Origin of the sequence: Embleya scabrispora, assembly GCF_002024165.1 — a bacterium.
Taxonomy (GTDB): domain Bacteria; phylum Actinomycetota; class Actinomycetes; order Streptomycetales; family Streptomycetaceae; genus Embleya; species Embleya scabrispora_A.
Genome location: NZ_MWQN01000001.1, coordinates 4951225 through 4975119 on the forward strand (window position 1 = coordinate 4951225; position 23895 = coordinate 4975119).

Below are 23895 nucleotides of genomic sequence, written 5' to 3' on the forward strand. Positions count from 1 at the left end.
TTCGGGCTCCGTCGGGCGTCCGGGCGGTGTCCAGCATGTGGAACCGGTGGGGTGGTCGTTGCGCGCGGCGATTCCTGCGGTAATAATTCTGCGCAGGTCACGAGTGACAGTGGAAAGCCCCGGCTTGCTGTCCGGCAACCCTCGCTCCGCGGTGGGGTGCCCCGGGTGATGACACGGTCGGGCGTCGTCAGGCGTCCCGGCAAGCGCGGACCCCTGGTGTGGCGGCAGGCAATTGCCCTATGCGAACCGGGTCCTGTACCTGGGGAGCATGTGATGGCGTGAAATCTCTTTCTCGAAACGGGCTGATCGGCCCATTCCGTACGCGCTGATTCGTCGCGCGTCGCTTTTCCGAGACCACATCTCATCCGGGGATCACTCCGCGCTGCTCAGATGTCGACTTCTCGACATGGCATTGCGCGAGCCGGTCTCCGTCTGCCGAGGAGATTTCCCATGACCGCCGGTACCACTTCCGCTGCTTCCGTCGCCTTCGACGCCGATGTCGCCATCGCCGCCCCGCTGCCCGTGGTCGGGCGGGATGTGCTCGTTCCGCTGGTCACCGGGGGCGAGGTGGAGTACGCGGCGCTCGACTACGGGGCCAGCGCGCCGTGTCTGCAGCGGGTGTGGGACGACGTGGCCGGCTATCTGCCGTACTACGGCAGCGTGCATCGCGGCGCCGGCTACCTGTCGCAGTTGTCCACCGATCTGTACGAGCAGAGCCGGGCCACGGTCGCGGAGTTCCTCGGGCTGCGGGGCGACGACACGCTGCTGTTCACCCGGGGCACCACCGACTCGCTGAACCTGCTCGCCTCCGTACTGCCGCGCGGCACCCGGGTGTTCGTGTTCGAGACCGAGCACCACGCGGCGCTGCTGCCGTGGCGTCGGCATGCCGGGGTGACCCAGTTGGCGGCGCCGTCCTCGCCGGCGCAGGCGGTCGCGGCGCTGGAGGCCGCGCTCGAAGGCTCCGGCGACGGGCCTCGTTTGGTGTGTGTGACCGGTGCCTCGAACGTGACCGGCGAGCTGTTCCCGGTGGCGGAACTGGCCGAGGTGGCGCACCGGTTCGGGGCGCGGATCGTGCTGGACGCGGCGCAACTGGCGCCGCACCACCCGGTGTCGGTCGCGGACCTGGACGTGGACTGGATCGCGCTGTCGGCGCACAAGCTGTACGCGCCGTTCGGCTCGGGGGTGTTGGCCGGGCGCGGGGACTGGCTGGACGCGGCGGAGCCGTACCTGGCGGGCGGCGGGGCGAGCAAGGCGGTCTCGCGCGACCACGTCGAGTGGCAGAGCGGCGCGGCCCGGCACGAGGCGGGGTCGCCGAACGTGATCGGCGCCTACGCGTTGGCGTCCGCGTGCCGGGCGATCACCGAGGCGGGGCCGGCGGCGCTGGTCGCGCGCGAAGAGGCGTTGTTGGCGCGGTTGCGGGCGCGGTTGGCGGAGATTCCCCAGGTGCGGACGCTGGAGCTGTTCGGGCCCGAGTCGGCCCGGGTGGGCGTGCTCTCGTTCGTGGTCGAGGGGTGGAACAGCTCGCGGTTCGCGGCGGTGTTGTCGGCGGAGTACGGGATCGGCGTGCGGGACGGGCTGTTCTGCGCGCACCCGCTGGTGCGGCACCTGTTGGGCGGGCGGGCCGATCAGCCGACCGAGTGCGGGTCGCCGGATGCGCCGGAGGGGCAGCAGAACCTCAACGCGATCCGGGTCAGCTTCGGTCTGGGAACGCCCGTCGAACACCTGGACCGCTTCGCGGCGGCAGTGCGGGAGTTGGTGGAGCGCGGAGCCGTCTGGAACTACACGGTGGATGGCGGGCGGTGTGTCCCGGACGCGGACCCGCGCGGCGAGCGCTCGTTGCCCGCGGCATAGGGCTTTGCCGCCGGCTCGACGGGTGGCGGAACAGGTGAGCCTCGAGGCACCCGTCGCCGTAAGGCCCGTTCGAGCCGTCCTCAAACGCCGGACGGGCTGGGGCGGTTGGCCGGGCGGGGTCGGTTGCGGTGTGGGTGATGTGGCCCGGGTGGGTTGTCCTCAAGCGCCGGACGGGCTGGGATGGTTGGCCGGGCGGGGTCGGTTGCGGTGTGGGTGATGTGGCCCGGGTGGGTTGTCCTCAAGCGCCGGACGGGCTGGGATGGTTGGCCGGGCGGGGTCGGTTGCGGTGTGGGTGATGTGGCCCGGGTGGGTTGTCCTCAAGCGCCGGACGGGCTGGGGCGGTTGGGTGAGCGGGGTTGACTGCGGTGCGGCCTGATTTGGCCACGGGCCGTCCGGCTTCGTTGTTCCCAGGCGCGTCAGCGCCCGCGAACCGGGCCGCCCACGCGATCGACGCGCGCAGCGCGGAGAGCGGCGGAGCCGCCGCTTGTCTTTTGGGCTGGGCGACCCGGAGCGAAGCGGAGGGGCGCACAGCCGCGAGCGGGGTGCCGCTTTTCTGCGGAGGAGCGAAGCGGGGGAGCAGAAAAGCGGTGCCTCGCGAGCCGGCGCGAAGCGCCCAATAAAAAGCCGCCGCCGCCAACACGACCCCGGCCCCACCCTCGGCTCGCGTCGCGTCTCGGGCCCCGCCCTCCGCTCCCGTCACGACCCCCGCCCCGCCCTCCGCTCCCGTCGACTGCGGCCCAGCCCAGTCGTCCTCAAGCGCCGGACAGACTGAGGGGATCGTCCGTACAGGCCGGAGTGGTTGCCGGACGGGCCTCGGGCTCGTCCGGCTTCGGGTTATTCGAGGCCGATGGCGAAGGCTGCTTCGAGGTCGTGTTGGGAGTAGGTGCGGAAGGCGATGTGGGTGGTGGTGGCCTCTACTCCCGGGACCTTGTTGAGGCGGCCGGGGATGACGTCGGCCAGGTCGTCGTGGGCGCGTACGCGCACCATGGCGATCAGGTCGAACTCACCGGTCACCGAGTAGACCTCGCTCACACCCTCGATCGCGGCGATCGCCTCCGCGATTTCCGGGGTCTGGTCCACACGCGTCTTGACCTGCACGATCGCGGTGATCACGGGGTAGTCCTCCGGCTGTCGACGACAAGGTGCCCGAGCTTAGTCGGCGCGCCCGTCGGTGCGGGGTCGCCGGCGCGACCATGTGTACTCGAATCCGGGTCACGGGTCACCCGATCGGAGTGGTTTGGCGCTCGCGGACGCCCGGTGCCGGGGGCGGCCCAGGGCCAGGAGGTCGGCCAGTTCGTGGCGGCCGCTCGCGTGCATCCGGTCGATGAACGCGCCCAACACGTGTGCCGTCGCGCGTGCGTCGGCCAACGCTCGGTGGGTCGGGTCGGTGGGCGCCTCGAAGTAGCGTGCGAGGGTGCCCAACCGCAGGTTCGGCAGTGTCCCGGCGGGCAGCAGCGCGCGGGCCAGGGCGAGGGTGTCGACGACCCGGAAGTCGGGCCAGGCGTGGTCGCACGCGATGCTCGCGGTACGCAGAAAGCCCACGTCGAAGGGGGCGTTGTGGGCGACCAGGATGGCGTCCTCGGCGAAGTGGGTGAACGCCGGCAGCACCAGGCGCAGCGGCGGCGCGTCGGCCACCAGGTCGTCGGATATCCCGGTCAGGTCGGTGATGAATTCCGGGATCGGCACCCCGGGCGCGACCAGGGTCGCGAACTCGCCCAGGCGGTCCGCCCCACGCACCCGGACGGCGGCGATCTCGGTGATTCGGGCCTCCCGCGGATCCAGGCCCGTGGTCTCCAGATCGACGACCGTGAACACCTGTCGCTCCACCTCGTCACGAATCGCTCGGGATCCGGGCATGGTTCGCAACTCGTGGCCCGGGGCGATACTGTCCGGCGGGCGGGAACGCCGCGGCGGGTCGGCCGCCGGCAAGCCCTGTCCCGCCGAACCTCGTGACCGGCAATCCCGGTGCGCGGTGCTGCTCATGTACCGGACGGTACGTTTCCGGCCCGACACGGCCGCGCCCAGGTACCTCTCGCAGCCCGGCATCATGGGGTGTACGCGGCCGACGGTGAACGGGTAAGGCTTCGCGGACCGAACCAGGAAAGGAACACGCATGTCGATCCAGGCCCCCACCGAGGACACCCGGTGGCGTTGCACGCTGTGCGGCAACCTGACCCGGTTCGACGTGACGCGGACCACCAAGGCCGTGGAGTTCACCCACCTCGACCTGGCGGGCGCCCCCGGGTCGAGGAGCGCGAGATCGTCTCGGACGAGATCGAGTCGGTGCGCTGCCGCTGGTGCAACGCGACCGATTCCGTCGAACTGGTGGCGCGCCCCGACGCGACCTGAGCGCCGAGACCGGCCGGGGACAATGGGACTGTGCATCGTTTCGGCATCGGGGCGGCCCGGCGCGACCGTCGGCGGTGCGGAACACGCCATGATCAAGGCGTCGGCGTCCCGGCAACGGTGACGCGGGGAGGGGCCTCGAGGGAACGGGAAGGACCGGAGGAGCAGTGAGCGGACCGGATACCCGCGCGGACGAGGTCACGCCTGCGCACGCCGCCGACGCCGCCGAGGCGGTGCCGGCCGCCGAGCCCGACCTCGACGCGCAGTCCGGGACCGCGGCGGCGACCGATGCGGTGACCGATGCGCAGCCCGTCGAACCGGGTCGGCAGGCCGGGGCCAACGGGCTCGTCGAGTCCGCGACGGGTTCGCCACGGTCCGCGGAGTCCGAGGGGGCCGTGCATCACGCCGTCGCCTCGGAGGCGCACGGGGCCGCCGAGCCGCCGGCCGGTACACATCCCGCCGGTGACGTTCCCGCCGGGGCCGTCGAGGCGGCCGCGAGCGTCGAGGCGGCCGTCGGCCCCGAGGCGGAGCGCCCTACGTCCGAGGCGCCGGTCGTCGAGCCCGAGGTGTTGACCGGGCCGTTGCCGGAGGCGGTTCGGGTTCGGGTGATCTCGGTGGCCGCCGACGCGCTCGGCACGATGACCGCCGACGAGGTCCCGGGACCGCTGCGCCGGTTCGCCCGGTTCACCCACCAGCGCCGGGCCAAGTTCGCCGCGACGCCGCTGGCCGCCGCCCTCGAGAACGATCCGGTGTTCCGCCAGCGCATAGCGGAGCGCTTCCGCAAGGGCCTGCCGGAGATCTCCGAGGCGCTCGAAGCGGGCAAGGTGCCCGCCGCGGCCGACCCGCTCGACGTGGCCGCCGCCGCCTACCTGCTGCGTCCGCGCGGCTGGGTCCGGCTGATCGAGACCGCCGGCGACGCGGCCAAGGAGGCCGCCGCCGACCGTGCCGAGGCCGAGGCCGCCGAGACGTTGTCCCGCCTGGAGCACGAGGTCGGCGTACTGCGCGCGGCCTCGAAGACCGAGCACGAACGGCTGCGCGCCGAGTTGGAGACGGCCCGCAAGGAGGCCGACCACCTGCGCCGCCAGGTGCGCGGCCTGCAGGGCAGCGCCAAGCACGAGGAGAAGGAGGCCCGCCGGGCCCGCTCCGAGCTGGACGCGGTGCGGGTCGAGGCGCAGGCCGCGATCGCCGCCGCGGAGAAGGAGGCGCGCCGGCTGCGCGGCCGGGTCGCCGAGGTCGAATCGGCCCTGGAGGCCAGCCGCCGGGCGGCCCGCGAGGGACGCAGCATGGAGGACACCCGGGTCCGGCTGCTCCTGGACACCGTCCTGGAGGCGGCCCAGGGCCTGCGTCGCGAGCTGGCGCTGCCCCCGGTCGGGATCAGGCCGGCCGACATGGTGGACGCGGTGGTGCCGGGCGCGTCCGGGATAAAGGACATCGCGCAGCGCGCGCTGGAGGGTGACGACCCGGCCCTGCTGGATCAGTTGCTCGCGTTGCCCCAGGCGCACCTGGTGATCGACGGCTACAACGTGACCAAGACCGGCTATCCCACGCTCGCGCTGAACAAGCAGCGCGATCGGCTGGTCGGCGGGCTGACCGGGCTCGCCGCGCAGACCGGCTGTGAGGTGACCTGCGTATTCGACGGCGCGCAACTGGACGCGCCGGTACTGCTCGCTCCCGCGCGCGGTGTGCGGGTGATGTTCAGCAAGCCGGGGGAGACGGCCGACGAGCTGATCCGCCGGCTGGTCCGGGCCGAGCCGCCGGGCCGACCGGTCGTGGTGGTCTCCACCGACCGTGAGGTGGCCGAGGGCGTGCGCAAGGCGGGTGCCCGCCCGGTGCCCTCGACGATGTTGCTGCGCAGGCTCACCCGCGGTTGACCGCACCGTGTGTCGGTAGTGCTCCCTACCGTTGACAGGGAAGGTCGACGAGGGAGAGGAGTCACATGCGCATCGCCTGTCGTACACACCGCGGCCGAGGACGCGCCGCCGCCGCCGGCTGCGCGATCCCGGCTTCGATCGGGCCGGCCCTGGTCGGCGCCCGAACCATCGGCATCGACATATCGCCCGAATTATCGAATACCGCTTCTTTCGGCGAGTTCGGCGACTTCGACTTCGGTGATCCCGGTGCTTCCGGCGACTTCGGCGATCCCCCCGACCCAGGGTCGCCCCCCGACCCCGCCGGCCGGCCCGACTACATCGAGTTGGACGAGGAGACGCTGAGCGCACTGCGCCTGTTCGCGGCGGAGGGGATGTTCGCGGCGCCGAGCGGAGCGGCGCGGGAGAGCGGCGAGCCGCCGGGCATGCGGCGCCCGGCCGACCGCCGGGGGTGAGCCGGGCGGCGGGACCGCTCCGGGGCGGGTCGGCGGTACCCGTTCGCCGCAGCCCCGGTCCCCGTTCCGGGCGGGGAGCGCGCGGGCCCACGTTACGATCGACCGGTGGATGACCCGAATCGGGCCGCGCGCCGGATCCGCAGCCTGCTGCCCGTCCTGGTCGTGGTGTGCGCCCTCGCCCAACTCGGGGCCGTCCTCGGGGTGACCCGATTCGTCGCCGACACGGTGACCCACACCCCACCCGGCGTCCGCGCCGGCCGCTCCGCCGGCCCCGGAGCGAGCGGCGACGGCGAGCAGCACGCGAACGCCCGCCGGACAGCGATCGGCGCCCTCCTGGAACGGCGCGCGAACGCGTTCCGCACCCGGGACCGCGAGGCGCTCTCGTCCACCCTCGACCCGCAGAACCCGACGTTTCGGCAGAACCAGATCGGCGTCTTCGACAACATCGCCGAGGTGCCGTTCGCCGCGTGGGAGTACGAGATCGTCACGCCCGACGCGTTCGACCTCTCCGCCGCACGCAAGAGCGCGCTCGGCGCGCCCGTGTTCACCGCCCAGGTGGACCTGCTCTACCGGATCACCGGACACGACGTGGCGCCGGTGCGGGTGCCGCAATTCCTGACCTTCGTACTGCGCGGCGGCACCTGGTACCTCGCCGCCGACGGCGACGGCGCCGCGACCGGGATGCGCACCCCCGCCCAGGTGTGGGACCTGGGCCCGGTCACCGTGGTCCAGGGCACGCACAGCATCGTGCTCGGCATCGGCACCCGCGCCGCGCTGCGCGAGTTCGCGGACACCACCGACAAGGCCGTGCCGCAGGTGAGCGCGGTGTGGGGCGAGTCCTGGCCCGGGCGGGCGGTGGTGGTGGTGCCCGGCACCCAGGCGGAGATGGCCCGGCTGCTCGGCGCCGAACCGAGCAAGTACGCCAAGATCGCCGCGGTCACCACCGGCGAGCGCGGCGCGGCGGCCGACGCGGCCGCCGCCGACCGGGTGATCGTCAACCCGGACGCGTTCCGCGAACTGGGCGACCTGGAGCGCCGGGTGGTGATGACGCACGAGATCACCCACGTCGCGAGCCGCGCGTTCACCCGGGCGTGGACGCCGACCTGGCTGTCCGAGGGGTTCGCGGACTACGTCGGCTACCTGGAGTCGGCGCAGACGATGCGCACCGCCGCGCCCGAACTGCGCCGCGACGTCAAAGCGGGCAAGGTGCCCGTACAGCTGCCCGCCGACGCGACCTTCGAGACCACGCAGGAGGACCTGCCCCAGGCGTACGAGATGGGGTGGCTGGCCTGCAAACTGATCGCGGAGCGGTGGGGCCGGGCCAAGCTGGTCGAGCTGTACCGTACGGTCGGCGCCGAACGGCCGCCCGGGGTCGGCGCGCCCGACGCGGCGTCGGCCCTGTCGTCGGCGATGGTGTCCGTCCTGGGCACCGGTCCCGACGCGTTCACCAAGACCTGGCTCGACTACCTGCGGACGCAGGCCGAATGACGGGGGCACGGCGGGCATGTCGGTCCAGAGGTTGTTGCTGATCTGCCTGATCTGCACGGGTGTGGTGCTGCTCGTGGCGGTCGCGGTGACCACGCCGTGGCGCCCGCTGCCGGAGCCGCCGGGCGGGTTCACCCACCCGGATGCGGCGCGGGACTTCACCGCCGCCGAGATCGCTCGCGGGCAGGCGCTGGCGCGGGCCGCGCGCCCGCCCGCCTACCTGTCCATGGCGCTGTCCCTGGTGGTGTCCCTCGTGCTCGGGCTCACCCCGGCGGGGGCGCGGATCATCGAGGCGGTCGCCCGTCCCCTGGGCGGCGGCTGGGCCTGGCGGATCCTGCTCGGCGGGCTGGTGCTCGCGCTGATCGGCCGGCTGGCCACGTTGCCGTTCGCGGCCCGCCTGGAGGTGGTCCGGCGGCGCTATGGGCTGTCCGTGCAGAGCTGGGGGAGTTGGTGGGCCGATCTCGGCAAGGGCTTCGCGATGTCCACGGGGCTGCTGCTGGTGGTGGCGCTCGCCCTGTACGCGCTGATCCGGGCGCTGCCCCGGGCCGGCTGGCCGATCGCGGCCGGCGGGGGCGCGCTGCTCGTGGTGGCGGTCTCGTTCCTGTACCCGCTGCTGGTCGAACCGGCCTTCAACAAGTTCCACTCGATGCCCGACGGGCCGCTGCGCACCTCGCTGTTGCAACTGGCCGAGCGGGACGGGGTGCCGGTACAGGACGTGCTGGTCGCGGACGCGTCGCGGCGGACCACCGCGCTCAACGCGTACGTGTCCGGGTTCGGCTCGACCCGGCGGATCGTGGTCTACGACACCACCGTGCGCGACGCGGATCCGCGCGAGGTGGAGTTGATCGCGGCACACGAACTGGGCCACGCCAAGCGCGACGACGTGCTGCACGGCACGCTGATCGGCGCCGCCGCGATGGCCGCCGGCGTCTGTGGGCTCGGCCTGCTGATGTCTTGGTCACCGCTGCTGCGTCGGGCCGGCGCGGACGCCGCGGGCGACCCGCGCTCGCTTGCCCTGCTGCTCGCGGCGGTCGCGGTGATCGGCACGCTGGCGGGCCCCGGCGAGATGCTGATCAGCCGCCGTCTGGAGGCTCGGGCGGACGTGCACGCCCTCGATCTGACCCGCGACCCGGAGGCGTTCATCCGCATGCAGCACAACCTGGCGGTGACCAACCGCTCCAACGTGACCCCGAATCCGATCCTGCAATTCCTCTTCGCCTCCCACCCGTCCGCCCCCGAACGCATCGCCTCGGCAAGAGACTGGGAACGCCTGCACGGCAAGGGGTAGCGGCGCGGCCGCTCAGGGGCCGGGTTGTATGCGAACGACGGTCACGAGCAACTGTCCCGCAGATACCTGGTAGACGACGAAGATGCTGCGGCCGAGCGTCGCCTCGCGCCGGTCCCTGGAGTAGGTCGCGCTCGACCCGCATCCATACGGGTCGCGGGCGATCGCCGCCATCCCCGCGTCGAGGTCGCCGCGCTGTGCGGGAGTGAGTTGTCCACGGACCTTGTCGCAGTCCGGGGTGTACTCGACGCGAAAACTCATCCCGATTCACCCGCTTCGGCTTCCCGGCGCTTTTGCTCGACGAATTCGCGTTCGCGGCGCTCCAGCATCTCGAAGACGGCGCGGTCCTCCTCCTCGGCCGTGGTCGGCTTGAGCGCCCACTTGGCCAGGAGCGCGAACAGTTCGTTCGCCGGGCAGTCCTCCACCGCCTCGTTGAACTCCTTGTGCCACTCCTCGGGCAACGATTCCCGGATGGTCCGCACAGTCGCGGGCAGTTCCACGACGGCACCACCGATGTGCGTCTTGAATGTCGCCGGCATGGCACACACCTCCGTCGAGAGTCGTTTCGGTCGTCGTGTTCCAGTGTGCTGTGGTCGGTGCGTCGTGCACAGGCGTGTAGCCGGTGCGTTGGGGGCTTGTGATGGTGTCGAAGGGGCGTGGCGTGCCTACACGGTGGACTTCGCCACCGGGCGGTGCGGGTCCGGCGGGGTCGGAGGCCGCTTCGTCGGGGCCGCCGTGGTCGGCTCGTCGATGGCGCGGCTCGCCTGCCACAGTCGTCGGGCGGACCACACCGTCGCCGTCACCAGCAGGGTGTTGCGGGCGGTCAGGGCCAGGACCGCGTGCGGCTCGCCGCGGAGGAGTTCGCCGAACCAGATCGGGAATTCCAGGGTGGTCAGCGGCGTCGCGCACAGCAGCAGTAGGGCCGGCGGGCGCTGGGTGGTGTCCGGCCGCAACAGACACACCGCCGCCAGGCCGATCAGCCACACCAGATATTGCGGGCTGATCACCCGGCTCGTCGTCACGAAGATCAACATCGCGCACAGCGCCGCGTCGGGCGCCGTGGTCGCGGTGAACCGGCGGGCCCGCACCCGCCACAGCAGCAGCCAGCCGAAGCCGAGCACGCTCGCCAGGAGGCTGAGTCGGCCGACCGCGGTGATGTAGGGGCCGTGGAATTCGAGCGATCCGTAGCTCTCCCGGACCTGCCCGCTCCACCCGCACCACGAGGCGAGGTGGAACGGCACGGCGAACACCGACTCCACCTCGATGCCGCGTTCGCGCTGGTAGCCCAGGAACGCGAAGGCCCCCGGCAGCGCGGCGGCGAAGCCGAGCACCACCACCGCGGCGCCGAGCAGGGTCCACGCGTACACCCGGGCCGGCCCGCGCCGCCCGCGCAGCCCCACGAAGATCAGCGCCGGCCACAGCTTTATCGCCGTCGCGAAGCCCGCCAGCAGCCCCGCGAACCGGTGCCGGTCGGCGCGCCGACCCGTGATCAGGATCAGCGCCGCCACCGTCGGCGCGGTCACCGCGAGGTCGTACCGGGCCAGGATCATCGGCCCCAGCAGCGGCACCGCCACCACCCACAACGCCGCGCCGTACGGCGGGACCCCGCGCGGGATGCCCCGGGCCAGCAACCACACCACCGCCGCGTCGGCGACGAGCATCAGCACGTACACCGACGTCGCGTAGTCGAACGGCAGCAGCCCGGGCAGCAGCAACACCCCGGCCGCGCCCGGCGGGTACTGCCAGCGCACGTCGTCCACCGGAAAGGTCCCCGAGCGCAACACGTGGAACCACTCGCGGTAGATCGCCCGTGCGTCACCGGTGACGAACGGCCAGGGATTGGGCACCACTTCCATCGCCGTCAGCAGCAACACCGCCCGGGTCGCGGCCCAGACGAGCACGACGGCCCAGAGCGCGCCCGACGGCGTCCGGAACGGGTTCCGGGCGTGGTGCCACGAGGGAAGGCTCACCGAGGGATCGTACAGAGAGCGCCCGCCTCGACCGGATCCTTCCGCGGGACGGCGCGTCGGGTCTGGGATCCTCGTTCGTGATGAAGACCTTGATCGTCACCAACGACTTCCCGCCCCGCCCCGGCGGCATCCAGTCCTTCGTGCACTCCATGGCGCTGCGTCTGCCCGCGGACGGCGTCGTGGTCTACACGTCCTCGTGGCGGGACCGGGCCGAGACAGTCGCGTTCGACGCGGCGCAGCCCTTCCCGGTGGTGCGGGATCGTACGTCGATGCTGGTGCCCACGCCGGGCGCGGTGCGCCGGGCCCGGGAGATCGCCCGGGCCGAGGGGTGCGACACCGTCTGGTTCGGCGCGGCGGCGCCGCTGGGCCTGATGGCGCCGAGCCTGCGGGCGGTCGGCGTGGAGCGGCTTGTGGCCACCACGCACGGGCACGAGGCGGGCTGGGCCGTACTGCCGGGCGCCAGGCGGCTGTTGCGGCGGATCGGCGAGGGGGTGGACACGGTCACCTACCTGGGCGAGTACACCCGGGGCAAGATCGCACCGGCGCTCACCCCGGCCGCCGCCGCGCGCATGGTGCAACTGCCGCCCGGCGTGGACGAGAACGTGTTCCGCCCGGACGTCGGCGGCGCCGAGGTGCGGGCCCGACACGGCCTGAGCGATCGGCCGGTCGTGGTCTGCGTGTCGCGGCTCGTGCCGCGCAAGGGCCAGGACGTCCTCGTGCACGCGTTGCCGAGGATTCGCCGCCGGGTGCCGGACGCGGCGCTGCTGATCGTCGGCGCCGGGCCGTACCGGGACCGCCTGGAGACGATGGTCGACCAGGTCGGCGTGCGCGACTCGGTGGTGTTCACCGGCGCGGTGCCGTGGGCCGAGTTGCCCGCGCACCACGAGGCGGGCGACGTGTTCGCGATGCCGTGTCGCACCCGGCGTCGGGGCCTGGACGTGGAGGGCCTGGGGATCGTCTACCTGGAGGCGTCGGCGGTGGGCCGGCCGGTGGTGGCGGGCGATTCGGGCGGCGCGCCCGACGCGGTGCTGGAGGGGGAGACGGGCCATGTGGTCGACGGCCGCTCGCCGGCCGCCGTCGCCGATCGGGTCGCGGGCCTGCTGGCCGACCCGGAGCGGGCCGCGCGGATGGGCGCGGCGGGCCGCGGCTGGGTGGAGCGGGCCTGGCGGTGGGACCTGCTCTCGGAACGACTCCGGGGACTGCTCGACCCGAAGGCGGGCTGAGGGCGGACGCGCCGAGGGCGGGCGGCCGGGACCCCGGAACCGCCCGCCCTCGCTCGGGTGTGCCCGATCCCGCCCGCCGGCGGGTGCTCAGCCCTCGTAGATCTTCTCGATGTCCTGCTCGAAGTCCTTGAGCACCAGATTGCGCTTGAGCTTGAGGGACGGCGTCACATGGCCGCTCTCCTCGGTGAAGTTGATGGTCAGCACGCGGAACCTGCGCACCCCCTCGGCACGCGAGACGGCCTTGTTGCCCTCGTCGACCGCGTCCTGCACGGCGGCCAGCAGGTCCGGGTCGTCGGCGAGATCGGCGACCGTCGCGTCGGCGGGCTTGCCGTTCTGCTCCTTCCAGGTCGGGAAGGCCTCCGGGTCGATGGTGATCAGCGCGCCGACGAACGGGCGGCGGTCGCCGACCACCATGCACTCGCTGATCAGCGGGTGGGCCCGGATCCGGTCCTCGATCAGGGCCGGCGCGATGTTCTTGCCGCCCGCGGTGACCAGGATCTCCTTCTTGCGCCCGGTCACGGTCAAAAAGCCCTCGTCGTCCAGGACGCCGATGTCGCCGGTGCGGAACCAGCCGTCGTCCTCGAACGCCTCGGCGGTGGCCGCGTCGTTCTTCCAGTAGCCGGTGAACACGTTCGGACCCTTGGCCAGGATCTCGCCGTCCTCGGCGATCCGGACGGCCGAGCCCGGCACCGGCCGACCGACCGTGCCGATCCGGATGCCGTCGGCGGGGTTGACCGTGTGCGCGGCGCAGGTCTCGGTCAGGCCGTAGCCCTCCAGGACGGTGAAGCCGATGCCGCGGAAGAAGTGGCCGAGCCGGGTGCCCAGCGGCGCGCCGCCGGAGATGGCGTGCGTTGCCCGGCCGCCGAGCGCGGCGCGCAGCTTGCCGTAGACCAGCTTGTCGAACACCTTGTGCTTGATCCGCAGGCCCAGACTGATGCTCGCGCTGTCCATGCCCTCGCTGTACGCGATCGCCGTCTCGGCGGCCATCTCGAAGATCTTGCCCTTGCCGTCGGCCTGAGCCTTGGCCGAGGCCGCGTTGTAGACCTTCTCGAACACGCGCGGCACGGCGAGCACGAAGGTCGGTTGGAAGGTCTGGAGTTCGCCGGTGAGCTGCTTGACGTCCGGACAGTGCCCGATCCGGACCCGGGCCATGATGCAGCCGATCTCCAGGATCCGGCCCAGCACGTGGGCGAGCGGCAGGAACAGCAGGCAGCTCGACTTCTCCGGGACGAACAGCCGGTTCAGCAGCGCGACCACGTTGCCCAGCTCGGCCTGGAAGTTGCCGTGCGTCAGGACGCAGCCCTTGGGCCGCCCGGTGGTGCCGGAGGTGTAGATGACGGTGGCGACCGAGTCGGCGCGCAGGCCCGCGCACCGCTCGTCGACCACCGCGTCGGCCACCTCGCGCCCGGCGGCGGTGAGCGCGGGCACCGCGGCCTCGCCGTCGCCCTCGTCGATCCGCCACACGTGGGCCAGCTCCGGCAGCCGCTCGCGCGCCCGGTCGACCGCGCCCAGGTGCGCCGCGTTCTCCACGACCACCGCCCGCGCCCCCGAGTCGGACAGGATCCACTCGATCTGCTCGGCCGAGGAGGTCTCGTACACCGGTACCGAGATCGCGCCGGCGCACCAGATGGCGAAGTCGAGCAGCGTCCACTCGTAGCGGGTGCGCGACATCAGGCCGATCCGGTCGCCGGGTTCGATGCCCGCCGCGATCAGGCCCTTGGCCACCTCGTACACCTCGGCCAGGAACCGGGTCGAGGTCACGTCCGTCCAGCGTCCGCCCACCTTGCGGGCCAGCGCCGCGGCATCCGGTGCCTCTGCGGCGTTGCGCTTGATGAGGTCGGTCAGGTTGCCCTCGGCGGGAACCTCGGCCAGGGCCGGGACGCTGCACTCGCGCACTGATGCTCCTCGTTGCGGTCTCGGCGCCGGAGGTCGGCGCTGCCGGTGCCGGTGTCGGTGTTGCCGGCCGTCTCGGTGGCTGTCCATCTTGCCGACTCGGTGACGGGGGCAGACGTTACTGGCAAGTAGGTCTGGGGGACAGGGGTCGTGAGGATCCTGTGCCCGGTCTCACGCTACGGACAAGCCCACATCCGTATCGACTCGGAATTCGTGGCGGGGCCGACGAGCATCCGTCCCGATTCGACCGGGCATGTCGAGAGTATCGATTCGGCGTGCGAGGCGGGTGTGACGGAGGCAACCCCCCGGTGTCGTCGGTTTCGCTTCGGAGCCGTCAGTACAGTGACCGACATGCGGGTCCACGTGGTGAGCGACGTCCACGGTGCCGCCGAGGCGCTCGCCCGCGCGGGCGACGGCGCCGACGCCCTGGTGTGTCTGGGCGATCTGGTGCTCTTCCTCGACTATCACGACCTGGACCGGGGCATCTTCACCGACCTGTTCGGCGTGGAGAACACCCGCGAACTGCTCGCCCTGCGCAACGCCCGCCGCTTCGCCGAGGCCCGGGCCTTCTCCGGCTCGTTGTGGGCGGGTGTGCCGGGCGGCGCCCGACAGGCGATCGAGGCGGCGGTGCGCCGCCAGTACGCCGCGCTGTTCGCGGCCTTCCCCACCCCCGCCTACGTCACCTACGGCAACGTCGACGTGCCCGAACTGTGGCCCGACTACGCGCGCGAGGGGGTGACCGTGCTCGACGGCCAGGTCGTGGAGATCGGCGGTCGCACCTTCGGCTTCGTCGGCGGCGGGTTGCGCACCCCCATGCACACGCCGTACGAGATCTCCGACGAAAAGTACGCGGCCAAGGTCGCCGCGGTCGGTCGGGTCGACGTGTTGTGCTGCCACATCCCGCCCGCCGTGCCGGACCTGACCTACGACGTGGTCGCCCGCCGGTTCGAGCGCGGCAGCGAGGCGGTGTTGCGGGCGATCCACGAGACCGAACCCGACCTGGTGCTGTTCGGACACGTGCATCAGCCGCTGCGCGCGCGCATGCGGATCGGGCGCACCGAATGTGTCAACGTGGGGCATTTCCAGGCCACCGGGAAACCGTACGTCCTCACCTGGTGAGCCGGTGCCGCGTCCTCGCAGGTCGGGCACGATAACCTTCGAGCGGATCGGCTGTACTCGACCGTCCCAGCGGTTGTCGAGACGGCCAACAACGGCTACGCGAGCTTCCGGAGGACTCCTCACGATGGCTGAACGGACCAGCTCGACCATCACGATCGACGCCACGCCGGCCGAGGTCATGGCCGTCATCGCGGGGTTCGAGGGCTATCCCGAGTGGACCGGCGAGGTCAAGGAGACCGAGGTCCTGGAGATCGACGAGTCGGTCGGGCGCGCGGTGCGGGTGCGGTTCAAGCTCGACGCGGGCGTGATCAGCGACGAGCACGTGCTCGGCTACACCTGGGAGGACGACCGCGAGGTGCGGTGGACCCTGGTGACCAGCCAGATGCTCAAGGCGCTCGACGGTCGCTACGCGCTGAGCCCGATCGCCGGCGGCACCGAGGTCACCTACGAACTCACCGTCGACGTCAAGATCCCGATGCTGGGCATGCTCAAGCGCAAGGCGGAGAAGGTCATCATCGATCGGGCCCTGACCGGGCTCAAGAAGCGCGTCGAGAGCTGATCCGGCGGTGACGCGGGTCCTGCTGGTCACCGGTCTCCCGGGTGCCGGGCGCACGACCGTCGCGGCGGCGACGGCGGTGGCCGCGGCGCGGGCCGGGCGGCGCACGCTGCTCCTCGCCGCCGACGGCACGCGCGACGTGGACACGGTGCTCGACGTGCCGGTCGGCGCCGATCCCTTCGACGTGCTGCCCGGGCTGACCGTGCAGCGGGTCGCGGTCCGGGCCGAGTTCGAGCGCGAGTTCCTGCTGGTGCAGGGACAGCTGGGCGCGGCTCTCGGGGTGGTCGGGGTGGAGCCGCTGGACCCCGAGGAGATCACCGTGCCGCCGGGCGCGGGGGACGTGCTGGCGCTGCGCGTGCTGGCGCGGGCGGTGGACGCGCGGCGCTACGAGTTGATCGTGGTGGACCTGCCCGCCGCCGAGCGGGCGGTGCCGGCGCTTGCCGTGCCGGAGGGTCTGGCCCGCTACGTGGACCGGCTGCTGCCGGTGGAGCGGCAGGCGGCGCGCGCGTTGCGGCCGGTGCTCGCGGCGGTCGCCGGGGTGCCGATGCCCGACGACTGGGTGTACGACACGGCCCGGAGGGTGGCCGCCGAGCTGGAGGTGCTGCGCGCGCTGGTGGCGGCGCCGACCACGACCGTGCGGCTGGTGGTGCGGCCCGGGACGGTCGCGTTGGCGGCGGCGCGGCGGGCCGCCTCGGCGCTGGCGCTGTACGGGCATCGCATCGAGGACGTGATCGTGAACGGGGTCGGCGCGGCCGACTCGCCCGATCCGGCGGTGCGGGCGCGGGCCGAAGTGGCGCGCGAGACCGTGGACGCGCTGTGCGCGCTGTTCCCGCGCGTGCCGTTGGCGCAGGTTCCCACGCTGGCCGCCGAGCCGCTGGGTGCGAGCGAACTCGCCGACGTGGCGGCGCACTTCGGCCCGGTGGGCCCGGGCGGCGCGGCCGACGACGACGGGCACACGATCGAACGCGACGGCGAGCGGCTGCTGTTGCTGCTGCCGCTGCCGGGTACCGATCGCGACGACCTGGACCTGCTGCGCCGCGGCGACGAACTGGTGATCACGATCGGCCCGCACCGCCGGCTGATCCGCCTGCCCTCGGCCCTGCGCCGCTGCCTCATCGAGGGCGCGGGCCTGCGCGACGGCGTCCTGCGCGTCCGCTTCGTCCCGGACCCGTCCGTCTGGATGCGCACGCCGCGGTAGCGCCGGCGGCCCGCCGGAGTTCGGCGCCGAACGCGGTCGCGCCGGGTCGATCCGGCCGTGCCGGTCGGAGCCTGGTCCGCGGCCCGGGACCGCCCGTTGTCGTCGTGGATCGGGGCGGAGTGTTCGCGTCGGGCGTTCGAAGCGCGGAGAATGCGTCGGGTGGATCCTGATGAGCGGGTGACGGGCAAGGACGCGGCGGACGCGTGGGCGGGCAGTACGGATGAGGTGCCGCCGGCCGCGGATGCGAAGGCCGAGGGGGACGGCGGGCGGGAGCGGGTCGATCCCTGGGCGCGGCTCGGGGAGGAGGCTCGGCGGTTGGCCGATGCGGTGACCGGGGCCGATCGTGGGGACGGGGCGCCGGCCGCGCGGTTGGCGGAGGAGGCGCGACGGCTGGCCGAGACGCTGGTGGAGCAGGCCGGGGCGGTGCGCGAGCAGGTGGCGCGCAGACATCCGGAGGCGGCCGCGCACCTGGCCGCCGCCGGGACCGAGTTGGCGTCCGCGTACCGGGCCTTCGTCGGCGATCGGGAGCGCCGGTGGGCCGCGAAGCCGGCCGAGAGCGAGCGGATCCGGCTCGACGACGACGAGTAGCCGAGCGGGTGGGCGGTCGGCCGAGCGCAGGGACCGACGCCGGTTCGCGTCGCCCGCGGGCCCGCCGCCTGCCGCGCGCCGCCTCTCCCGTGCGGGGACCCGTCTCTCGGACCCGGGGCTGTCTGCGGACCCCGGCCCGGCCTCTTCGGGGCAGGGTCTTCGCGTGGACCGGCCCGCGGTTGCGCCCGCGGGCCCTCGGGAACGAGTCTTCGACCGGGCCCGCCCGCCGGCCTCCGGGACGTGCGGTGGTCCTCGCGACGTGGCGGCGGGCGCTCGTGGGCGGCCGGGCCGTGGCCGGCGGGCGTACGCGTGGGGTGGGGGCGGGGAAGGGACCAGTACGATCCGTTGCGGGCAATGCACGCGAACGAGCTTGGGACGACATGGGACTCACGATCGGTGTCGACATCGGTGGCACCAAAATCCTCGCGGGTGTGGTCGACGCCGACGGGGTGATCCTCGATCGGCTCAAGGTCGCCACCCCCAAGGACGCCGATGGCACCGCGCAGGTGATCGCCGAGGCGGTCAACACCCTGCGGCGCAACCACGTCGTGGAGGCGGTCGGGCTCGGCGCGGCCGGATTCATCGGCGCGGACCGCTCGACCGTGCTGTTCTCGGCCAACGTCGGCGCCTGGGTCGGCGAGCCGCTCCGGGATCGGATGGAGGCGCTGATCGGCCTGCCGGTCGTGGTCGAGAACGACGCCAACGCCGCGGCCTGGGGCGAGGTGCGCTTCGGCGCGGCCGCCGGGCACACCAACGTGATGTGCGTGACCGTCGGCACCGGCATCGGCGGCGCGATCGTGTTCGGCGGCGAGCTGTACCGCGGCGGCGGCGGGATAGCGGGTGAGCCCGGCCACATGCGGGTGGTGCCCGACGGCCTCGCCTGCCCGTGCGGCAACTACGGCTGCTGGGAGCGGTACGCCAGCGGCAGCGCGCTGACCCGCTACGCCCGCGACCGGGCGGCCGGCCTGCCCGAGGCGGCGGAGAAGCTGCTCGCCCTCGGCGACGGCACCCCCGCGGGCATCCAGGGCCCGCACGTCACCCAGGCCGCGCTGCTCGGCGACCCCGTCTCGCTGGCCGCCTTCCGCGAGCTGGGCACCTGGCTCGGCCAGGGCCTGGCCGACCTGTCCGCCGTGCTCGACCCCGCCGCGTTCGTGATCGGCGGCGGCGTCTCGGACGCGGGCGACCTCCTGCTCGTCCCCGCCCTGGAGACCTACCGCAGCGTGCTGCGCCGCGGCCACCGGCTCGGCGCCGAGGTCGTGGTCGCCACCCTGGGCAGCGACGCGGGACTGGTCGGCGCGGCGGACCTGGCCCGCCACTGACGACACCACCGCCACGCGCGGAACACACCGCCTCCCGGGGACCGGGTGGGCGTACACAGCTGGTCGATCGTGGTTCGGGCCGGGAGCTCCGAACCGGCAAGGGGGCATCGGTGGCCGTCGCCAACGGAGAGATCCGGGTCATGTCGTACAACGTGCGCTCGCTGCGCGACGATCGGGACGCCCTGGTGCGGATCGTCCGGCACGCCGCGCCCGACCTGCTCTGCATCCAGGAGGGCCCCCGCTTCGTGCGCCGTCGGCAGGCGGTGGCCCGGCTCGCGCGCGACTGCGGCCTGGTGGTGATCGCCGGCGGCGGCACCGCGTCGGGGCTGCTCGTGCTCGGCGGACTGCGGGTGACCGTGCGGCGGGCGTACGACGAACTGCCGCCGGCCACGCCCGGGCGGCGTGCGCTCGGGCCGGCCGGAGCGGTGGTGACGGTCGGCGGCGCCGAATTCGCGCTGGCCAGCGCGCAGTTCGGCCCGGATGCGGCCGAACGGCCGGCGCAGGCCGACGAGTTGCTGCGCCGGCTGTCCGGCCTTCGAGTCGAACACCGGGTGCTGGCCGGGGACTTCCGCGAGTCGGCGGGCCGTCCCGGCTGGGACCGCCTGGCCGGGGAACTCCGCGACGGATATCCGACGGCGCCCGGCGGCTCGGAGTTCACCGCGCCGCGCCGCGACCCCGGCCGTCGCCCGGACGCCGTGTTCGTCTCCGAGCACGTCGAGGTGCTCGGCTGCGGCGTCCCCGACGACGTCACCGACGCCGACTACGCCGCCGCCTCCGACCACCGCCCGGTGCTGGCCACGCTGCGGATACCCGTCGGCTGACCGGGTGGCTCGGGATCAGGGCTGGAAGCTCGCCTTGAAACCGGCCAGCAACTCCTGCGTGGCCGGGTCGTTCCAGACCGCCTCCGGGGTGTCCATGTAGAGCGAGTAGCCGCGCCCGGACGGCACCGTGAAGCCGAGGTTGAGCACGTGGTGCCGGGTGCCGCTGCCGTAGGTGAAGTGCCAGGCGGCGGCGGGGTAGTCACGGTAGTCGGCCTTTTCGATGCTCACCTTCTGGTAGTTGGTGAATCGACGGCGGACGTCGGGCTCGGCCTGCTTCCAGTCCTCGACCGGGTCGGTCGGTGAACTGGCGACGGTGTCCACGTTGAGCTTGAGGGTGCCCTCGGCGTTGGCGAAGAACTCCTGGCTGTCCTCGGTCTTGACCTTTCGCCACCCGGGCGGCAGGCCGATCCGGTAGCGGGTGGTCGCGCCGGTGTACGGCGTCCAGCCCGCCGGCAGGCCGTCGACGCCGGTCGGCGGCGGCGTCGAGCCCTGGGTCGGCGGCGTGGTCCCGGCCGGTGGCGGCGCCGAATCGCTCGGCGGGGGCTCGGTGTTCGGCGGCGGGGTGGGCTGTCCGCCGACCGGGGCGGTCTCGGCGGCCGGCCCGGGGCTCGACGGTGGCGTCGAACCCGACTGCGGCGCGGGCGAGCCGGAGTCGGCGGTGCCCTTCGCCCGATCGTTCTTGTCGTCGCCGGGGGCGATCAGGAACAGGATCAGCCCGACCACGATGCCGAAGACCACCAGGGCGGCGATCGCGGCCGGCAGCGGCAGCCACGGGAAGGTTCGGGCGGGGCGGTCCTCCCGAGCCGGCTTCGGGGGCTTCGCGGGTGGGGCGACGAGCGGGGAGACGATCTCCGCCTCGCCCCCGGATATCGCGTCGGGTTCGGGCTCGACGGTCCGCGGCGCGGGTACGACCACGGGTATCGGCTCCGCCGCGGGCAGCGGCGTCGGCGGCAACGCCCGGGTGGCCGCCTGTTCCTCCCGGATCTCGCGCAGCGCGTCGCGCAACATCGCCTCGGTCTCGGCCGCGTCCGGCCGCCGGGCCGGATCGCGTGCCAACAGCGCGTGCAGGACGGGGTCGAGCGGGCCCGCGTGCTTGGCCGGCACCGGGTCCTCGCTGACGATCGCGGTCAACGTGGCGAGCGGCGTGGAGCGTTCGAACGGGGCCTTGCCCTCGACCGCCGCGTACAGCGTCGCGCCGAGCGACCACAGGTCCGAGGCCGCGGTGGGGCTCAGGCCCTTGGCCCGCTCCGGCGGAATGTACGCGGGGGCGCCCAGCACCACGCCCGACTGGGTCACCGACGAGTCGCCCTCGACCACCGCGATGCCGAAGTCGCTGAGCACGGCCCGGCCGTCGGGGGTGATCAGCACATTGCCGGGCTTGACGTCACGGTGCAGGATCCCGGCCGCGTGCGCCGTGCGCAGCGCGTCGATCATGGCCAGACCGATCTCCACCACCGCCTCGGCGGCCATCGGCCCATCGCCCCGGATCACCTCGGCGAGCGAGCGCGAGGGCACCAACTCCATGACGATCCACGGCCGATCGTCCTCCTCGACGACGTCGTAGACGCGCACCACCGAAGGATGACTCAGCCGCGCGGCGGCGCGCGCCTCACGGGCGGCACGCTCGCGCAGCCGGGCCCGTTCGGTGTCGTCGGCACCCGGTTGCGGCAACATCTCCTTCACCGCGACCTCGCGTCCCAGGACCTGGTCCCGAGCCCGCCAGACCGCACCCATACCCCCGCGCCCCAGTCGCTCGGCGAGCAGATAGCGCCCGCCGACCAGGCGTCCCTCGTTGTCCGCGTCCACGCAAGGAAGGTACCCGGCCGGGGACTTCCAATGTGGCATGACGCCTCGTCAGAACCGGTCGGGAACAAGCCGAATCATGCCGAAAAGGGTCATCCGACGTCGTCCGACCCGGCGGTCCCGTCACCGGCTCGGATCCCGCGCCCTCGCCGGCCCGACCACCGTGCCCTCGCCGGCCCGACGACCGCGCCCTCGCGGGTCAGACCACCGCGCCGTCGTCGGGGTCGTCCTCGTCCCGATCCCGGCGCATCCGCGCCACCAGCGCGACGAAACCGCCGGTGAACGCGGCGAACGCGGCGAACGAGGTCCACGGCCCGACCGCACGGCCCAGCAGCACCGACACGAGGAGGTAGAGCGGTCCGCCGACCAGCGCGATCCAGGCGATCTTGGTCGCCGCGTCGGTCTTGGGCAGCGGAGGCGGCGGAGGCGGCACGAAGTGCTCGTCGGGGTCCTCGTCCAACTCGTTGATCACCGGCGGCCCCGGCGGCGCGAGCGAGTAGTCGCGCGGCCCCGCCGCGGCGGGCAGGCCGACCTTGAACGAGCCGTCGGCCGGCCCCTCGGGTCCCGACCGCTCGCCGCCCAGGTCCTCGGCCACCGGCCAGCGCGGCACCGGGTCGGCGACCTCGTTGTCGAAGGACGCGACGATCTGCGCCCACACCTCGTCGTCGCCCGGCCGCTCGGCGGGTGCCTCGGCGTCGTTGCTCGCCGGTTCGGCCGACTGCGCCCGGGGCGGCTCCACCGACGGGATGTCGGCGGGTCCGGCCGTCGGCTCCTTGGCCCGCGCGCGCGGCGAGGACGGCTCGGTCAGCGAACGCAGGATGGCCCGCGCCCGCGACGTCGCCGCCGCGTCCACCCACAGGCGCTCGATCTGCTCGGGCTCCTCGTCCGGTTCCCGGGGCTCCAGCGTCGAGACGTACGCCGCCACCCCCGCGTCCCGCAGGGCGTCCAGCATCACGTCGGCCGCCTCGGGATCGAGGTCGGTCAGGGGCTTGAAGGACTCCGCGTCGAGTCCGTTGCCACGTCCGCGCACCGTTCGTTCAGTCCCTCTCGGCCGTCTCCGGGATCCGCGCGTCCGGCGCGAGCCGGCGTACGAACTCCAGGCTGGATGCGAAGATCCGTTCCGCGTCGTGATCGAGCGTCGCCACGTGATAGCTGTCGTTGAGCAGGACGTCGGTGACGTCCGTGGAGGAGATCCTGGCCAACACCGTCTCGGAGTTGGCCGGCGAGACCACGTGATCGTGCGGGCTGTGCAGGAGCAGCACCGGCTGGGTCACCTGCGGCAGGTCGGCGCCGACCACCCGCCAGAACCGGGACAGCGAGTAGGCGGCCTTGACCGGGGTGCGCGCGTAGGCGAGCTCGACCGAGCCCTCCTTGCGGATGTCGGAGGCGATGCCGGCCACCGACGGTATGACGTGCCGCAACACCGGCAGCAGGCGCACCTTCGGATCGTCGGCCTGTACGGACGGATTCACCAGGACCAGCCCCGCCACCTTGTCGCCGTGCTGCTCGGCCAGCCGCAGGGCCAGTCCGCCGCCCATCGACAGACCCATCACGAACACCGTGTCGCAGCGCTCGCGAAGCCGGTCGAACGCGCGGTCCACGGCGGCGTACCAGTCGTGCCACGTGGTCAGGTTCATGTCCTGCCACCGGGTGCCGTGACCGGGCAGCAGCGGCAGCGACACGCTCAGCCCGGCCGCGGCGAGGTGTCGGGCCCACGGCCGCAACGACTGCGGCGTGCCGGTGAACCCGTGACACAGCAGGACGCCCACCGGACCGCCGTCGTGGTGGTCGGGCTCGGCACCGGGCAGGATCGACACCAACGGGCTCCTTCGGGCGACGGGCTGGGCGGGTCGACCGGATGGGCGCCACGTGGGGTGGCGACCGCCGGCCGACGGCGGTACAGGTTCCATAACGGGGTCGGGAGGCGAGTGGTTCCGCCCCTCACCCCCAACACCTGGGCGCTCTCGAATCGTCCCACGGGCGTGCGCGATGCGTACAGCGGCGTAATGCCGGTCCGGGACGGCTCGCCGGCTCGCGCCGAGGCGCGGCCCGCCCCTCGCGCCGGCCGGGGCGCGGGCGCCGGCGACAACTCCCGTACCCCGGTCCCGGCCGGGA

The 23895-nt window shown here is 73.2% G+C and carries 21 protein-coding genes, 1 pseudogene and 1 riboswitch; of the genes and pseudogenes, 13 read left to right on the plus strand and 9 right to left on the minus strand.

Annotation, left to right across the window (positions count from 1 at the left end; all coding sequences use genetic code 11):
- Positions 1-95: 95 nt before the first annotated feature.
- A riboswitch (SAM riboswitch) is annotated at positions 96-212 on the plus strand.
- A gap of 238 nt (positions 213-450) precedes the next feature.
- Positions 451-1851 carry an aminotransferase class V-fold PLP-dependent enzyme gene (locus B4N89_RS21960; protein WP_078977540.1) on the plus strand — a complete coding sequence of 467 codons (1401 nt, stop codon included), beginning with the start codon at positions 451-453 and terminating at the stop codon, positions 1849-1851.
- 834 nt (positions 1852-2685) lie between these two features.
- On the opposite strand, the gene B4N89_RS21965 is transcribed toward B4N89_RS21960, so the two are convergent.
- Both B4N89_RS21965 and B4N89_RS21970 read right to left on the minus strand, forming a co-directional pair.
- Positions 2686-2964, minus strand: a complete 279-nt coding sequence (locus B4N89_RS21965) for an Lrp/AsnC ligand binding domain-containing protein (protein WP_078977541.1) — start codon at positions 2962-2964, stop codon at positions 2686-2688.
- Between the two features lie 99 nt (positions 2965-3063).
- Positions 3064-3708 carry an exonuclease domain-containing protein gene (locus B4N89_RS21970; RefSeq protein WP_078979528.1) on the minus strand — a complete coding sequence of 215 codons (645 nt, stop codon included), beginning with the start codon at positions 3706-3708 and terminating at the stop codon, positions 3064-3066.
- 256 nt (positions 3709-3964) lie between these two features.
- Between B4N89_RS21970 and B4N89_RS51560 the strand changes: the two are divergent.
- From B4N89_RS51560 to B4N89_RS21995, 5 genes and pseudogenes are all read left to right on the plus strand, one after another.
- Positions 3965-4200, plus strand: a pseudogene (locus B4N89_RS51560) (hypothetical protein).
- Positions 4201-4763: 563 nt separating this feature from the next.
- Entirely contained in the window at positions 4764-6068 is a 1305-nt protein-coding gene (locus B4N89_RS21980; RefSeq protein ID WP_235618963.1) for an NYN domain-containing protein, read from the plus strand.
- A 65-nt stretch (positions 6069-6133) separates the two neighbouring features.
- Entirely contained in the window at positions 6134-6520 is a 387-nt protein-coding gene (locus B4N89_RS21985; RefSeq protein ID WP_078977542.1) for a hypothetical protein, read from the plus strand.
- A 105-nt stretch (positions 6521-6625) separates the two neighbouring features.
- Positions 6626-8008, plus strand: a complete 1383-nt coding sequence (locus B4N89_RS21990) for a hypothetical protein (protein WP_235618726.1) — start codon at positions 6626-6628, stop codon at positions 8006-8008.
- Between the two features lie 16 nt (positions 8009-8024).
- On the plus strand, positions 8025-9293 hold the full coding sequence (locus B4N89_RS21995) for a M48 family metallopeptidase (protein WP_078977543.1): 1269 nt from the start codon (positions 8025-8027) through the stop codon (positions 9291-9293).
- Between the two features lie 12 nt (positions 9294-9305).
- Here the strand turns inward: B4N89_RS21995 and B4N89_RS22000 are convergent, their stop codons facing one another.
- From B4N89_RS22000 to B4N89_RS22010, 3 genes are all read right to left on the minus strand, one after another.
- Complete coding sequence (locus B4N89_RS22000; RefSeq protein WP_078977544.1) at positions 9306-9551, minus strand: hypothetical protein; 246 nt, start codon at positions 9549-9551, stop codon at positions 9306-9308.
- The gene (locus B4N89_RS22005) at positions 9548-9829 is read right to left on the minus strand and encodes a hypothetical protein (RefSeq protein ID WP_078977545.1); all 282 of its coding nucleotides are present in this window, start codon (positions 9827-9829) and stop codon (positions 9548-9550) included. The genes B4N89_RS22000 and B4N89_RS22005 overlap by 4 nt, the downstream gene beginning before the upstream one ends.
- 126 nt (positions 9830-9955) lie before the next feature.
- Positions 9956-11260: a glycosyltransferase family 87 protein gene (locus tag B4N89_RS22010; protein ID WP_235618727.1), complete on the minus strand. Its 1305-nt coding sequence runs from the start codon at positions 11258-11260 to the stop codon at positions 9956-9958.
- A 77-nt stretch (positions 11261-11337) separates the two neighbouring features.
- Between B4N89_RS22010 and B4N89_RS22015 the strand changes: the two genes are divergently transcribed.
- Positions 11338-12483 (plus strand): glycosyltransferase family 4 protein, encoded by a 1146-nt coding sequence (locus tag B4N89_RS22015; protein ID WP_078977546.1) that lies wholly within the window; start codon positions 11338-11340, stop codon positions 12481-12483.
- A gap of 87 nt (positions 12484-12570) precedes the next feature.
- On the opposite strand, the gene B4N89_RS22020 is transcribed toward B4N89_RS22015, so the two are convergent.
- Positions 12571-14379 (minus strand): AMP-dependent synthetase/ligase, encoded by a 1809-nt coding sequence (locus tag B4N89_RS22020; protein WP_078977547.1) that lies wholly within the window; start codon positions 14377-14379, stop codon positions 12571-12573.
- A gap of 348 nt (positions 14380-14727) precedes the next feature.
- Here B4N89_RS22020 and B4N89_RS22025 point away from each other — a divergent pair, with 348 nt between their 5' ends.
- From B4N89_RS22025 to B4N89_RS22050, 6 genes are all read left to right on the plus strand, one after another.
- Positions 14728-15495 carry a metallophosphoesterase family protein gene (locus B4N89_RS22025; protein WP_078979532.1) on the plus strand — a complete coding sequence of 256 codons (768 nt, stop codon included), beginning with the start codon at positions 14728-14730 and terminating at the stop codon, positions 15493-15495.
- 124 nt (positions 15496-15619) lie between these two features.
- Positions 15620-16054 carry an SRPBCC family protein gene (locus tag B4N89_RS22030; RefSeq protein WP_078977548.1) on the plus strand — a complete coding sequence of 145 codons (435 nt, stop codon included), beginning with the start codon at positions 15620-15622 and terminating at the stop codon, positions 16052-16054.
- 7 nt (positions 16055-16061) lie between these two features.
- Positions 16062-17249, plus strand: coding sequence for an ArsA family ATPase (locus B4N89_RS22035; RefSeq protein ID WP_078977549.1), 1188 nt, complete (start codon positions 16062-16064; stop codon positions 17247-17249).
- 159 nt (positions 17250-17408) lie between these two features.
- A complete protein-coding gene (locus tag B4N89_RS22040; protein WP_078977550.1) occupies positions 17409-17837 on the plus strand; it encodes a DUF5304 family protein in 429 nt (142 codons plus the stop codon).
- A 380-nt stretch (positions 17838-18217) separates the two neighbouring features.
- A complete protein-coding gene (locus B4N89_RS22045) occupies positions 18218-19156 on the plus strand; it encodes an ROK family glucokinase (RefSeq protein WP_078977551.1) in 939 nt (312 codons plus the stop codon).
- A gap of 110 nt (positions 19157-19266) precedes the next feature.
- The gene (locus B4N89_RS22050) at positions 19267-19977 is read left to right on the plus strand and encodes an endonuclease/exonuclease/phosphatase family protein (protein WP_078977552.1); all 711 of its coding nucleotides are present in this window, start codon (positions 19267-19269) and stop codon (positions 19975-19977) included.
- Positions 19978-19992: 15 nt separating this feature from the next.
- Here B4N89_RS22050 and B4N89_RS22055 read toward each other — a convergent pair whose 3' ends face one another.
- The 3 genes from B4N89_RS22055 to B4N89_RS22065 all read right to left on the minus strand — a co-directional run bounded on the left by B4N89_RS22055 (position 19993) and on the right by B4N89_RS22065 (position 23597).
- Entirely contained in the window at positions 19993-21783 is a 1791-nt protein-coding gene (locus B4N89_RS22055; RefSeq protein ID WP_161500783.1) for a serine/threonine-protein kinase, read from the minus strand.
- 196 nt (positions 21784-21979) lie between these two features.
- Positions 21980-22810, minus strand: coding sequence for a hypothetical protein (locus B4N89_RS22060; protein WP_078977554.1), 831 nt, complete (start codon positions 22808-22810; stop codon positions 21980-21982).
- A 7-nt stretch (positions 22811-22817) separates the two neighbouring features.
- Positions 22818-23597, minus strand: a complete 780-nt coding sequence (locus tag B4N89_RS22065; RefSeq protein WP_078977555.1) for an alpha/beta hydrolase — start codon at positions 23595-23597, stop codon at positions 22818-22820.
- Between the last annotated feature and the right edge of the window lie 298 nt (positions 23598-23895).